Source organism: Sphingomonas sp. Leaf343, from assembly GCF_001423765.1.
Classification (GTDB): Bacteria; Pseudomonadota; Alphaproteobacteria; order Sphingomonadales; family Sphingomonadaceae; genus Sphingomonas.
The window spans coordinates 191,230-205,066 of sequence record NZ_LMPG01000015.1; the positions used below are offsets into that span (position 1 = coordinate 191,230).

At 66.5% G+C, this 13,837-nt stretch carries 12 protein-coding genes; 6 read left to right on the plus strand and 6 right to left on the minus strand.

Annotated features, from left to right (window positions below; all coding sequences use genetic code 11):
- Positions 1–80: 80 nt before the first annotated feature.
- Complete coding sequence (locus ASG07_RS15210) at positions 81–383, plus strand: hypothetical protein (RefSeq protein ID WP_055848699.1); 303 nt, start codon at positions 81–83, stop codon at positions 381–383.
- Between the two features lie 4 nt (positions 384–387).
- Here the strand turns inward: ASG07_RS15210 and ASG07_RS15215 are convergent, their stop codons facing one another.
- Positions 388–1,542: a saccharopine dehydrogenase family protein gene (locus tag ASG07_RS15215; RefSeq protein WP_055848702.1), complete on the minus strand. Its 1,155-nt coding sequence runs from the start codon at positions 1,540–1,542 to the stop codon at positions 388–390.
- 97 nt (positions 1,543–1,639) lie between these two features.
- Between ASG07_RS15215 and ASG07_RS15220 the strand changes: the two genes are divergently transcribed.
- Positions 1,640–1,972 carry a TfoX/Sxy family protein gene (locus ASG07_RS15220; RefSeq protein ID WP_055848905.1) on the plus strand — a complete coding sequence of 111 codons (333 nt, stop codon included), beginning with the start codon at positions 1,640–1,642 and terminating at the stop codon, positions 1,970–1,972.
- 345 nt (positions 1,973–2,317) lie between these two features.
- Here ASG07_RS15220 and ASG07_RS15225 read toward each other — a convergent pair whose 3' ends face one another.
- Positions 2,318–4,051, minus strand: a complete 1,734-nt coding sequence (locus ASG07_RS15225; protein WP_156361903.1) for an ABC transporter transmembrane domain-containing protein — start codon at positions 4,049–4,051, stop codon at positions 2,318–2,320.
- Positions 4,052–4,286: 235 nt separating this feature from the next.
- Between ASG07_RS15225 and ASG07_RS15230 the strand changes: the two genes are divergently transcribed.
- The gene (locus ASG07_RS15230) at positions 4,287–5,519 is read left to right on the plus strand and encodes a polyhydroxyalkanoate depolymerase (RefSeq protein ID WP_055848707.1); all 1,233 of its coding nucleotides are present in this window, start codon (positions 4,287–4,289) and stop codon (positions 5,517–5,519) included.
- 73 nt (positions 5,520–5,592) lie between these two features.
- On the opposite strand, the gene ASG07_RS15235 is transcribed toward ASG07_RS15230, so the two are convergent.
- The 3 genes from ASG07_RS15235 to ASG07_RS15245 all read right to left on the minus strand — a co-directional run bounded on the left by ASG07_RS15235 (position 5,593) and on the right by ASG07_RS15245 (position 8,084).
- Entirely contained in the window at positions 5,593–6,075 is a 483-nt protein-coding gene (locus tag ASG07_RS15235; protein ID WP_055848708.1) for a pyridoxamine 5'-phosphate oxidase family protein, read from the minus strand.
- Between the two features lie 373 nt (positions 6,076–6,448).
- Positions 6,449–7,627, minus strand: a complete 1,179-nt coding sequence (locus ASG07_RS15240) for an acetyl-CoA C-acyltransferase (RefSeq protein WP_055848711.1) — start codon at positions 7,625–7,627, stop codon at positions 6,449–6,451.
- A 22-nt stretch (positions 7,628–7,649) separates the two neighbouring features.
- Positions 7,650–8,084 (minus strand): MaoC family dehydratase, encoded by a 435-nt coding sequence (locus ASG07_RS15245; RefSeq protein ID WP_201781048.1) that lies wholly within the window; start codon positions 8,082–8,084, stop codon positions 7,650–7,652.
- Positions 8,085–8,205: 121 nt separating this feature from the next.
- Here ASG07_RS15245 and putA point away from each other — a divergent pair, with 121 nt between their 5' ends.
- From putA to ASG07_RS15260, 3 genes are all read left to right on the plus strand, one after another.
- Positions 8,206–11,205, plus strand: a complete 3,000-nt coding sequence (putA, locus tag ASG07_RS15250; protein WP_055848719.1) for a bifunctional proline dehydrogenase/L-glutamate gamma-semialdehyde dehydrogenase PutA — start codon at positions 8,206–8,208, stop codon at positions 11,203–11,205.
- Positions 11,206–11,547: 342 nt separating this feature from the next.
- Positions 11,548–11,955: a DUF6968 family protein gene (locus ASG07_RS15255; RefSeq protein ID WP_156361899.1), complete on the plus strand. Its 408-nt coding sequence runs from the start codon at positions 11,548–11,550 to the stop codon at positions 11,953–11,955.
- Between the two features lie 13 nt (positions 11,956–11,968).
- A complete protein-coding gene (locus ASG07_RS15260; RefSeq protein WP_055848724.1) occupies positions 11,969–12,622 on the plus strand; it encodes a hypothetical protein in 654 nt (217 codons plus the stop codon).
- 158 nt (positions 12,623–12,780) lie between these two features.
- On the opposite strand, the gene ASG07_RS15265 is transcribed toward ASG07_RS15260, so the two are convergent.
- Entirely contained in the window at positions 12,781–13,740 is a 960-nt protein-coding gene (locus ASG07_RS15265) for an outer membrane protein assembly factor BamD (protein ID WP_055848727.1), read from the minus strand.
- Positions 13,741–13,837: the final 97 nt, after the last annotated feature.

A 13,837-nucleotide genomic window follows, 5' to 3' on the forward strand; every position in this document is an offset into this window, starting at 1 on the left:
CGGGCAGGGGGGAGGCGATCGTCCCCCCGTTTCGATCCCGTCTAAACCTTCATCAATGTCCGTCCGCTAAAGAGGCCGGCATGCTTCGCCGATCCGCCGCCCGCAAGACCATCGTCAGCCGCTTCGCCGCGGCCCGTGCGACCACGCCCGATACGGCGATGGCGTTCGATCCGGGCGAAGATCCGGCACTTGCCCGCATGTTCGCACAACTCGCACGCCACGGCGCGATCGTCGCCGCTGCGCCCGGCCGTTATTATCTCGACTCATCGCGGCTGGCCCGTTTCCGCACGACCGTTCGCCGCCGTGCCGCGGCGCTGGTCGCCGCCACGGGTGTCGTCGCGACCGCACTTGCTGCCGCCGCTGCCTTCTCGATCGCCGAATAGTTGCTCAACAGGCGGTAAAGGTCAGCCCCGCCTTCTCCTGCAACCGATCGCGCAACGTCGCGCCGAGCAACGCCCCCGGCGTCCACACGCCGCCCTTCGCCTCGCCGCCGACCAGGCACAGGGCCGTTTCCGCCAGCATCTTGCACGTCGACCCGTAACCCGGATCGCGGTCGCCGGTGACGACCGCGTCGGCGCGGCCGCCATCGAGGGTCAGCGCCGCGAACAGGATGTCGTAATGCCCGGCGTCGCGCTCTTCCTTCGACGGTCCCTCGCCCGGCTTTGGCCCCTTGTCGCCTGCGAACGGGTTGAGCTTGCCCAGCGCCTCCGCCGCCGCCTTGCCCAGATCGCCCAGCCCGGCGACCATCATCTCGTCATAGACGAAGTCGGTGCCGTACGGGTGGCCGAGCAGGAAATTGGTGCGGTGCACGTTCTTGGTGTTGATCGGGGCCATCACGAACGGCGCGACCCACGCGTTCAGCGTGGTGTCGAATTCCGGGAGCAGGCCGGTCGGCTGGTGCGGCCCGGTGAAGCCCGGCGTCAGCGCGAAGGGATTGGTCAGCAGCATGACCAGCGACGGATCGCGCGCCGCCGCCGCCAGCGTCGCCTTCAGGCTGGCCGCCGTGCCCCCGGAAAAGCCGCCCTGCATCCGCCGCACGCGCCCCTTCACGCGCGGCGCGACCCGGCCGAAGCGCGTGACCGCCGCTTCCTGCGCGGTCAGCACGCCGAGATCGAACGGGATCGAATCGAACCCGCACGAGAAGAGGATGCGCGCACCGGATGCCTTGGCGGCGTCCTGATGCGCGTCGATCATCTGGCGCATCCACGCCGGCTCGCCGCACAGGTCGACATAGGCAGTACCGCCCGCCGCGCACGCCGCGACCAGCGCCGATCCGTAGAGTTGATAGGGGCCGACCGTCGTCACCACGACTTCGGTTCGCGCCGCGAGAGCGGTGAGGCTGGCGGGATCGTCCGCATCGGCGACGATCAGCGGCACGTCGGCGGGGACGCCGATCAGGTCGCGTACCTCCTCCAGCTTCGACAGGCTGCGCCCGGCCATCGCCCAGCGGCCATGCCCCGGATAGGTCGCGGCCAGATATTCCGCCACCAGTCGCCCTGTGAAACCGGTCGCGCCGTACACGATCAGGTCGAAATCGCGCATCGTCATCTCTCCTCAGGATTGCGAAAATGCCGCGTTCGCCGACGCGCGGCAAGCGAAACGCATCGTCATGCCGGCTGCGATCTGCCAGACTGTATCGATGGCCTCCGATCGCAGAATTGTCGACTTCATCGTCGACCAGATCGCTGCCGCGGGCGATGTCGCGGCGAAACCGATGTTCGGCGAATACGGCCTCTATTGCGACGGCAGGATGGTCGCTTTGGTCTGCGACGACCGGCTGTTCGTCAAGCCGACCGAAGGTGGCCGCGCGGTCGCCGGCGATGTCGAGGAAGCCGCACCCTATCCGGGTGCGAAGCCGTGCCTGTCGATCGATCAGGACCGCTGGGACGATCGCGACTGGCTGACCGACCTCATCCGCGTCACCGCCGCCGAACTGCCGCTGCCCAAGCCGCGCAAACGCAAGGCTGGGTGAGGAAGCCCCACCCGACCCTCCTCTCATAGGGGACCGATGCGAGTTGGAGCAGGAGGACAAGACGTTCCACCCAACCCGTTCGCCCTGAGCGTGTCGAAGGGCACGAGTCCCACCTGTACTTCGACAGGCTCAGCACGAACGGTTCAGACCTATGTGATGACGCTCTCTCGCTCCGCTGCCTTTAACCCCGACGTCGTCACGGACGTGTTGCGGGGTCCACCTCGCGGCACGCGCATCGGCAAGCGGCTTCAGGCACTGCGCTTCCTGCACTGTGCAACCCGGAACACGTCCGGGATGACGGAGACTGGAATGTCTCGTCTCCAACAGCCCGATTGACGATCCGACCTACGCCGCCTCGTTGAACTGCAGGCTCGCCAGCCGGGCATAGAGGCCGCCACGGGCGATCAGCGCGGCGTGGTTGCCCTGCTCGACGATCCGGCCCTCATCCATCACCACGATCCGGTCGGCGGCGCGCACGGTCGCCAGCCGGTGCGCGATGACCAGCGTCGTGCGCGTCGCCATCAGCCGTTCCAGCGCCTCCTGCACCAGCCGCTCGCTTTCGGCATCGAGCGCGCTCGTCGCCTCGTCCAGCAGCAGGATCGGCGCATCGCGGAGCAGCGCGCGGGCGATCGCGATCCGCTGCCGCTGACCGCCCGACAGGCGCGCGCCGCCCTCGCCCAGAAACGTGTCCAGCCCCTCGGGCAGCCGGCGCAGGAAATCAGCCGCGTTCGCCGCCTCCGCCGCCGCCCACAGCGCGTCGTCGCCCGCCTCCCAATGGCCGTAGCGGAGGTTGTCGCGCGCCGATGCGCCGAAGATCACCGTCTCCTGCGGGACCATGGCGATGCGCGCACGCACCGCGGCGGGATCGGCATCGGGCAGCGCGACGCCGTCGATCGTGATGCGGCCGCCCTGCGGATCGTAGAAGCGCTCGGCAAGCTGGAACAGCGTCGACTTGCCCGCACCGGACGGGCCGACCACCGCGACCGTCTCGCCCGGCGCGATCGACAGCGAGAAATCGTCCAGTGCCGCGACCTCCAGCCGCGTCGGATAGCGGAACGCGACCTGCTCGAACGCCAGCGCGCCCAGCGCCGGCTGCGGCAGCGGCGTCGGTCGGGCGGGAGCCGCGATCTCCGCCGGCTCGCGCAGCAGTTGCGCCAGCCGCGACGCCGCGCCGGCACCACGGAGCAGGTCGCCGTAGACTTCGGTCAGGGCACTGGCCGCGCCCGCGACGATGCCGCCGGTCAGCACAAACGCGGCGATCGATCCTCCGCTCAGCCGACCGGCCGCAACGTCGATCGCGCCTTCCCACAGCACCAGCGTGATCGATCCGAAGACCAGCGCGATCAGCACTGCCGTCATGCCGGCGCGCAGCAGGATGCGCTGCTTCGCCGTCTCGAACGTCTCCGACACCGCCGTGCCGAACCGGCCATGCTCGCGCGCCTCCTGTCCGAACGCCTGCACGACCTTCATCGCACCCAGCGTCTCGGTCACCACCGCGCCGACCTCCGCCACCCGGTCCTGCGACGTGCGCGACAGCGTGCGAAGACGGCGGCCCAGCACCACCATCGGCCCGATCATCAGCGGGATCGCGATCATCAGCATCCCCGCCAGCTTGGGCGAGATGACGAACAGGTAGATCAGCCCGCCGATCCCGGTCAGCGTGTTGCGCAGCGCGATCGATACGGTGCTCGACACGATGAACTCGATGATCGTCGTATCCGACGTCATCCGGGACGCGATCTCGGATGGACGGTTCACTTCGTAGAAGCGGGGCGCGAGGCGGAGCAGGTTGGCGTGGACCGCGGTGCGGATGTCGGCGATCACCCGCTCGCCCAGCCACGACACGAAATAGAAGCGGATCGCGGTGCCGATCGCCAGCACGACGACGATCATCAGCAGGTAATGGAACGACGACGAGACGTTGCCGCCCCCCGCCCCGGTCGCGACGCCGCCGAAGCCGCGGTCGACCACGCGCTTGAAGCCGTACGGGATCGCGATCGTCGCCGCCGACGTGGTCAGCAGCGCCATTGCTGCGATGGCGATATGACCCGGATAGGCCGCGGCGCGGCTCCAGACCATCGACAGGTCGCTCAATTGCCCGCGAGCCGGCGCGTCGGACGGGGTAGGGGGCTGCGATCCGCGTTCGTCTCTGGCCATGCCGCGCGCCTAGCAGCGTGGCGGCGGCGGCTCAATCGCGGTGGAGGTCGAAGGGTGGCAGCTGTGCCGCGCCGAGACCGTCCGCCGACAAGATCGTTGCGGTGGCGAACGGTTGCGTTACCAGTCGCGTAACCTATGTGGGGTTAAAGGATATCCGATGCTCTACGATGCCTATGAGATGCAGCGCTCGATGCTCGCCGGCGCCAGTGCGATGGCGAATTTCGGTGCCGGGCTGCTCCAGAACCCCGCCAACCCCTTCTCCTATATGGGCGGCGGCTCCATCGTCGCCTCCGCGCTCGAAGTGTTCGCGCACGCCTCTGCCCCGCGCGGGAAGCCCGAATTCGGCCTCGACTCGACGACCGTCGACGGCCGTGAGGTCAAGGTGCACGAGGAGATCGTGCTGCGGAAGCCGTTCGGCCAGCTTAAGCGCTTCCGGCGCGAGGGCTTCGAGGGCGGCCCCAAGCTGCTGATCGTCGCGCCGATGTCCGGTCACTACGCCACGCTGCTGCGGGGCACGGTCGAGCGGCTGCTGCCGTCCGCGGACGTCCACATTACCGACTGGCGCGACGCCAAGCTGGTGCCGACCTCGGCGGGCAAGTTCGATCTGGACGATTATGTCGATTACCTGATCGAGTTTCTGGAGGCGATGGGCGAGGATGGCTCCGGCCGGGCGCATATGCTGGCGGTGTGCCAGCCCTCGGTGCCCGCCTACGCCGCGGTCGCGTTGATGAGCGCGGACAAACACCCGCTGCGTCCGCTGACGCTGACGCTGATGGGTGGCCCGGTCGACACGCGCGAGGCACCGACTTCGGTCAACACGCTCGCCACCGAGCGGCCGCATGCGTGGTTCCAGCAGAACGTGATCGTCAGCGTCCCGATGACGTATCCGGGCGCGGGTCGGCGGGTCTATCCCGGCTTCCTCCAGCTCGCGGGCTTCATGTCGATGAACCTCGGCAATCACATGACCAGCCATTTCGAGCTGTTCAAGCATCTGGTCCGCGGCGACGGCGAAAGTGCCGACGCGACCAAGGGCTTCTACGAGGAATATCGCTCGGTCTGCGACATGACGGCGGAGTTCTACCTCCAGACGATCGACGTCGTGTTCCAGACGCACGCCTTGCCGAAGGGCGAATATATCCATCGCGGTCGCCGCGTCGATCCGGCGGCGATCACCGATGTCGGACTGCTGGCGATCGAGGGTGAGCGCGACGATATTTCCGGAATCGGCCAGACCAAGGCGTCGCTGACGCTGGCGACGGCATTGCCGGAGGGGAAGAAGCGGTATCTGATGGCCGAGAGCGTCGGCCATTACGGCATCTTCAACGGCTCCAAATGGCGCACCCGCATCGCGCCGGTGGTCGAGGAGTTTTGGGCCGCCAACGCCGCCTGAACTTCGGTTCGATAGACATAAAAAAGCCCCGATCCGTGGAGGATCGGGGCTTTTTTATGTCCGGGCCGTTCGATCAGGCGATCGAGCCGACCTTCGCATGGCTGGACGACTCGCTGGGGTCGATCGTGCCGCCGAACAGCATCTTCAGCCTTCCGGAGATCGCGACGTCGGTTTCCCACAGTTCGGCTGATTCCACATCGAACCGCAACAGCGCCAGATTGGAGTCTTCCTTGCCGCCCGGGAACCATGCTTCGACGTTGTTATCCCAGAGCTTGTCGATCTGCGCGCGGTCGTTGTCCTGCGAAACCGTACCCGCGAGGCAGGCGAAGAAGTCGTGGCCCTTACCAACGAACTGCACCATCCCCTTGCCACCGCCGGCCGCGCGGTTGTCCTTGCCCGCGAACACGAACAACGTGTTGGGCTGATCGTCGTCGAGGCGGACGTACATCGGCTCCGAATGCTGACCGTTTTCCAGACCCAGCATGATGTACGGACTCGCCTTCACCTTCGCGATGAACTTCTCCGCGATCTCCTGCGGGTTGTCGTGATCGGCCATGACGCTTTCTCCTTGATGGGGTCAGGCCTGAGAACGAGGGGCGCGGGGGTTGGTTGCGCGAGGCAGGCGTGGGGCCATGACGACAAGCGGCGGCCGTTCCGCCGCCACCGCAGAAAGGTCGAGTATGCAACTCTCCGATTTGTGCCTGATCCTGGGCGTGCTTTTCGCCTTTGCGACCCTGGTCGTGAAGATCATCGAAGTGTCGCGTAACAGGTAAGGCGCCGGGAGGGGCTTGGGCTGACACTCAAGCCCCGAACGCATGGGGCCGAAATGAATTGGGCTCCGGCTGCTGACACAACCGGAGCCCATACCGAAAGGCGCGTATGCAAAACGCCGATGCCATACATACGCGTCGGACGTTACCGTTTCAACCTCACAGCACCTCGAACAGCCCTGCGCCGCCCATGCCGCCGCCGATGCACATCGTCACCACGACGTATTTCGCGCCGCGACGCTTGCCCTCGATCAGCGCATGGCCCGTCATGCGCGCGCCCGACATGCCGTAAGGATGCCCGATCGAGATCGCGCCGCCGTTGACGTTCAGCAGTTCGTTGGGGATGCCCAATGTGTCGCGGCAATACAGCACCTGCACCGCGAACGCCTCGTTCAGTTCCCACAGGCCGATATCGTCCATTTTCAGGCCGTTGCGTTCCAGCAGCTTGGGGATGGCGAAGACCGGGCCGATACCCATCTCGTCCGGTTCGGTGCCCGCCACCGCCATGCCGACGTAGCGGCCGAGCGGCTGCAACCCGCGACGCTCCGCCTCCTTCTCCTCCATCAGCACCGACGCCGATGCGCCGTCCGACAGTTGCGAGGCATTGCCGGCGGTGATCGTGTAATCCGGGCCGAGGACGGGCTTCAGCGACGACAGCCCCTCCAGCGTGGTGTCCGCGCGGTTACCCTCGTCCCTGGACAGGGTCACGTCCTTGTGGCTGACCTCTTTCGTCACCTTGTCGACGATCGCCATCGTCGCCGACACCGGCACGATCTCGTCGTCGAACCTGCCCGCGGCCTGCGCGGCGGCGGTCCGCTGCTGCGACTGGAGGCTGTATTCGTCCATCGCCTCGCGACTGATGCCATAGCGCTTCGCGACCACCTCCGCGGTCTGGAGCATCGGCATATAGATGTCCTTGTGCATCGCCACGAGCTGCGGATCGGGCGCGATATTCATCTTGGGCGTCTGGACGAGGCTGATGCTCTCGACGCCGCCACCGATCGCGACGGCGACATGGTCGACCACGATCTCCTTCGCAGCGGTCGCGATCGCCATCAGGCCCGACGCGCACTGGCGATCGAGCGACATGCCCGCGACCGTCGTCGGCAGACCGGCGCGGAGCAGCGCGTTGCGGGCGATGTTACCCGCCTGATGCCCCTGCTGGAGCGCCGCGCCCCACACCACGTCGTCGACATCGCCACCGTCGAGCTTCGCCCGCTCGACCGCCGCCTTGATCGCGTGGCTGGCGAGCGTGGGGGAGGGCAGGTTGTTGAACGCGCCGCGATAGGCGCGGCCGATCGGAGTGCGGGCAGTGGAGACGATGACGGCGGAGCGCATAGGAAGGGTCCTCGACACAATGTTAAACGAAGATCTGGCTGATCCATTCGGCGATCAGGGCGGGCTTCTCCTGCCCCTCGATCTCGACGGTGAATTCGGTGGTCTGCTGGAAACGTCCCGGCTGCTTCTCGGCGAACGACAGGAGCTTGAAGTGGCCGCGGACGCGGCTGCCGGAGCGGACGGGGGTCAGGAAGCGGGCGCGGTCGCCGCCATAGTTCACGCCCATCCGCACGTCCGCCAGCATCGGCGCGTCCGGCACGCTGGCGGCGAGGGCGGGCATCAGCGACAATGTCAGGAAACCGTGCGCGATCGTCCCGCCGAACGGCGTCGCGGCGGCCGCGACGGGATCGACATGGATGAACTGACGATCCCCGGTGGCCTCCGCGAATGCGTCGATCATTCCTTGCGTGACGGTGATCCAGTCGCTGACGGTGGTCGTGCCCACCCGCGCCTTCATCTCCTCGACGGTGACAGTCGCCACGCGATTTCCCCTCGACATGCTTTTGACGCTAAGCGCTTGGCATCCTGTAGTCGCGGGCGCCTGCCGACTGCAAGCCTTCAAGACCGGAACCACGAATATGACGACCGCCGTAACGTCCGAAGCGCGCAAATCCATGGTCCGGCTCTACCGCGCCGCCGAACCCGATGTTCTAAAACCGCTGCTGGACCGCGCCGCGACCACCCCCGAGTCGCGTGAGCGGATCATGGGGCATGCCGCGGGGCTGCTCGCCGACCTGCGCGCGGCGCAGAGCCGGGGCTGGGTGAACCAGTTCCTGCAGGAGTACCGGCTCAATTCGTCGGAGGGCGTCGCGCTGCTGTCGCTGGCGGAGGCGTTCCTGCGCGTGCCCGATCCGGAAACGGCGGACCTGCTGATCGCCGACAAGCTGGGCGACGCCGACTGGCGCGCGCATGCCGGGCGATCGTCGTCCAAGCTGGTCAACTCGGCGACCTGGGGGCTGGTCGTCGGCCGCGCGCTGGTCGGCGAGGGGCCCGCGGGACCGCTCAAGCGTCTCATGGCCCGCGCGGGCGAGCCGTTCGTGCGGCAGGCGGTCGGCGCCGCGATGAAGATGATGGGCGAGATCTTCGTGATGGGCCGCACCATCGACGAGGCGATGCGGCGGATGCGCAAGCCCGAGAACAAGGGCTTCACCGCCAGCTTCGACATGCTGGGAGAGGCGGCGCGGACGTTCGACGACGCCGAGCGCTATTTCCAGGCCTATGTTGGCGCGATCGACGCGGTCGGCAACGACCCGAAGGCCGGTCATTCGGTGTCGGTGAAGCTGTCGGCGCTTCACCCCCGCTACGAGGTCGCGCGCTGGGACGAGTGCGTACCGGCGCTGACCGACATGGTCGAGGCGCTGGCGGTGCAGGCCGCGCGCAAGGGCATCGCACTGACCGTCGACGCCGAGGAGTCCGAGCGGCTGGAGATGAGCCTCGACATCATCGGCGCGGTCGCGGCGTTGCCCTCGTTGAAGGGCTGGGAAGGCTTCGGCATGGCGGTGCAGGCGTACGGGAAGCGTGCGCGGCCGGTGGTGGCGTGGGCGAACGGGCTCGATCGCATCATGAACGTGCGGCTGGTGAAGGGCGCGTATTGGGATAGCGAGATCAAGCGCACGCAGGTCGAGGGGCTGAACGACTATCCGCTGTTCACGCGCAAGGCGGCGACCGACGTGTCGTATCTGGCGGTGGCGAAGGACATGCTGGCGGCGGAGAATATCCGCCCGGCCTTCGCCAGCCATAATGCGCTGACCGTGGCGACGATCCTGGAATGGGCGGGCAACAGCCGCGACTTCGAATTCCAGCGGCTGCACGGGATGGGCGACGGGCTGTACGAGCGGCTGGTGCGCGAGAACGGCTATCATTGCCGCATCTACGCACCGGTCGGCGGGCACCGCGACCTGCTGGCGTATCTGGTCCGGCGATTGCTGGAGAATGGCGCGAACTCGTCGTTCGTGCACCAGTTGGCGGACGCGCGGCTGACCGAGGCGGAGATCCTCGCCGATCCGGTCGCGAAGATCGCGGCGGTGGGCGGCGCGCGGCATCCGTCGATCCCGCTGCCGAAGGACCTGTTCGCGCCCGGACATCGCAATTCCATGGGCATCGATCTCAGCGACCGGCCGACGCTGGAGGCCACGGTGGCGGCGGTGGGCAAGCCCTTGGTATCGGGTGTTCAATCCAGTCAAGGCGGGGGAGGTGCCCGGAGCGAGGGGAAGGGGCAGGTCCATGCCGCGATCACCCGCGCCCACGCCGCCTTTCCCGCATGGCAGGCCACGCCGGTGGACGACCGCGCCGCCTGCCTCGAACGGCTCGCCGACCTGCTGGAGGAGCATCGCGACGAGCTGATGGCGATTTGCGTGCAGGAGGCGTTCAAGACCATCCCCGACGCGATCGGCGAAGTCCGCGAGGCCGCCGACTTCTGCCGCTATTATGCCGGCGAGGCGCGCGCGCGGCTGCGGGCGGTAGAGTTGCCGGGGCCGACCGGCGAGCGCAATACGCTGCATATCGAGGGGCGTGGCGTGTGGGCGACGATCGCGCCGTGGAATTTCCCGCTGGCGATCTTCCTCGGCCAGACCGCGGCGGCGCTCGTCGCTGGCAATACCGTGGTCGCCAAGCCCGCACCGCAGACGCCGCTGATCGCGATGAAGGCGGTCGAACTGGCGCACCGGGCCGGCATTCCCGTCGACGCGCTGATCCTGACGCCGGGCGGGCCGGAGGTCGGCGCGGCGCTGACCGAGGATGCGCGGGTGATGGGCGTCGCCTTCACCGGATCGACCGCCACCGCCAAGCGCATCGCGCGGGCGCTGGTGCAGGACGACGACCGCCCGATCGTGCCGCTGATCGCCGAGACGGGCGGCATCAACGCGATGATCGTCGATTCGACCGCTTTGCCGGAGCAGGTGGTCGCCGACGTGGTCGCGTCCTCGTTCCGCTCGGCCGGGCAGCGATGTTCGGCGCTCCGGCTGCTGCTAGTGCAGGCGGATGTCGCCGATACCGTCATCGCAATGCTGAAGGGCGCGATGGACACGCTGCGGCTCGGCGCGCCGGGCGATCCGGCGACCGATGTCGGGCCGGTGATCGACCGGTCGGCCTATGACCGGCTGATGGGCTACCGCGACAGCGTTCGCGATCGCTGGGTGAAGACGGTGGATGCGCCCGCAGACGGTCTGTTCGTGCCGCCGACGCTGATCCGCCTCGATCGGATCGAGGACCTGACGCAGGAATGGTTCGGCCCGATCCTGCACGTCGCGACGTGGGAGGCGGGCACGCTGTCGGAGACGATCGCCCGCGTCAACGCCAAGGGCTACGGCCTGACGATGGGCCTCCACAGCCGCATCGCCCGCGCCGCCGAAGTCGCGGAGGCGGAGGCTGCGGTCGGCAACCTCTACGTCAACCGCTCGATGATCGGCGCGGTCGTCGGCTCGCAGCCGTTCGGCGGCGAGGGGCTGTCGGGCACCGGGCCGAAGGCGGGCGGTCCGCACTACCTCTACCGCTTCTGCGCGGAGCGGGCGGTGTCGGTCGACACGACCAGCGCCGGGGGGAATGCGACGCTGCTGTCGCTGGACGAAGGGGGGATATGAGGGGAGCGGCCCAGTCCGCGGCGCACCAACGTGATATTGACGGCTTGATCCAGCAAGTTCCCGCAAAATCCAACTGTTACGACGAGTGAGTCGTGCGTATCGGCGACGCAGCAGACAAGATATCTATATTCCATGGTAGGCTGAGCAGCTATGTGGTCAGAACGACGGATGTTAAATGTTATTCAAGCGTCGGCCTACGCTTGATCGCTTAACGATCTACGGTGGATCAGTAGCATTTGTATTGGTAAAAGCCGATCATGCCTCCTGATTACACGTTGCGATGTCATTACTGGAAGTGCATCACAGCCAAAGCACGGATATGAATGGGTAATGGAATATTCGATGGAGCAGTTTCTTGGTCGGCAGATCAGCAAGCCTGACTACATAAGGCATGTTTTTCTGGACTCCGCCCTTGGCCCGGACACCGGGGAAATACGGCTATGGATGCCCTATCATGAGAAGGCGGGCTATTGGTCCTGTTTGATCCAAATATCGTGGCAGAGTAACACCCATTACTCGATTGCAACGGCCGATGATCCGATAGGGGCGTTGGTCTCGGCGTGCTACATGATTCGTGCTTTGGTTGATGCCAGTAAAAGGTCAGTCTATTATAGAAAGCAAGACCATGGCGGTATGCCATTCTGGATAAACCCGATAATAAGCAATGAAGTGAATAACAGGGTGACAGGTCTGCTTAAAAAGTTCGAGACAAGCGAAATTCAGAAGATCGAACATCAGCTAGGTGTGTAACGGAAGGTAAAGCATGGCCGCAATCCTGCTGATGATGTTCCTGTCGATTGTTCCGCAGGGCCCAGTGATGGCGACTTTCGACCACCTGCCGCCGGTCGTAGCGGGCAATGATGCGCTGAAGGGACATGGTCACGCGCCCATAGCGTCTGTCGAAGTGCCGCCGCTGCAGGGGCTGGCTATCCCCGATATCGCTGAACGCGAGTTGGTGGAGGTTCCCGTCGCGGGGGCGCTCGGCTGCTCCCGCAAACGCTGGCTCGTCAAGTTTCGCCGGCAGGTCGGTGAGACAGCGCCGCTTGCTGATGGGGCTTTCGCCGTAACCGAGATCGCGCCTGTCGACGGTGGCACCTGTCCCAGCGACAGGTACGTGGCCATCCGCGGCCTGGGTATCGACCGGGCATTTGCAGCTCTTGGTTACCTGAATGATGTCCGCTCAAGGCGCGTGAAGGTGAAATTGTCGTGCCGGGATACGACGGGTTCCGGGATGTGCCGCAACAGTCGAACGATACAGGCGTCACTGGAGGAATATACGCCGTCGGCTGTGACGCAGGTAGCGGACGTCATCACGCTCTGGCTTGGCGCGCGGGACCAGCTTCGCATCGCGGTAAGCTATAGCACGAGCCGGGCAAACCGGATTTCGATCAGGCGCGACATCCCGCCGCCTGCCTGACACTGTCCGTGAGTATTCCCGGCGCTATCCGGCTGATCCCGCGCCTGTCGAACTGCGACGTTGCCGAATCGAACCGATGCCGCTTCGGTCTGAATCGTTCAACGTGCCGGCCTCGGCCGATCTGCAGCGGCGAGAGCTGGACCAGTCCAGAGTCGACCTCAGTTCGTCGGCTGCGTGCTCCGCGTCGGGTTCGCGCCCGTCGTCGTCGCCGGCGGAGCGGCGTTCGGAGCGGTGCCTGTGCCGGCGTCGCCCGGCAGCGAGCCGGGTTGCGCGCCGGGCGTGCCGACGGGGACGATCGGCTGGCCGACCGGGATCGCGGCGACCTGCTTCACCGGATTGTCCTGCATCAGCTTGAACGCGCGCTGGTACCAGTCGCTGCCCGGATAGTTGCGGCCGAGCACGGCGGCGGCCTTTTGCGCCTCTTCCGGGACGCCGAGCGCGAGATAGGCTTCGGTCAGGCGCATCAGCGCCTCGGGCGTGTGGGTCGTCTGCTGATACTGATCGACGACGGTGCGGAAACGCATCGACGCGCCAAGCCACTGGCCACGCACTTCGTAGAAGCGGCCGACCTCCATCTCCTTGCCCGCGAGATGGTCGTTGACGAGGTCGATCTTCAGCCGCGCATCCGACGCATAGCGCGTGTTCGGATAGCGGCGGACCAGTTCGCCCAGCGCATCGAGCGCCTGTCGCGTGATCTTCTGGTCGCGCGTCACGTCCTGGATCTGCTCGTAATAGCCGAGCGCGATCAGGTAATAGGCGTAGGGCGCGTCGCGGTTGCCGGGGTGGACCGACAGGAAGCGCTGCGCCGACTGGATCGACTGCGTGTAGTTCTTGTCGAGATAATAGCTGAACGCGCTCATCAACTGCGCGCGGCGGGCCCAGATCGAATAGGGGTGCTGCCGCTCGACCTCGTCGAACAGGATCGCCGCCTCCTTGTAGCGGCTCTGGTCGAGCCGGTTCCGCGCCGTCGAGTACAGCGTACCCACGTCGCGCGCGACATAGGGCACGTCCGCCTTGGCCGTGGTGCGGGCGCAACCGCCGATCGGCAGCGCGGCGGCGCAGATCAGCGCGAGGGTAAGCGGGGCGCGAGGCCCGGATACAAAGGAGGGGGTACGCATCGAAGCGCGCTGTAGCGCAGCCGCTGGCGCTGCAACAGTGTTTTTGCTTTACCGCGCATCCGGTCCCCGCGCGACACGTTCGGACCCGCGAAAGGAT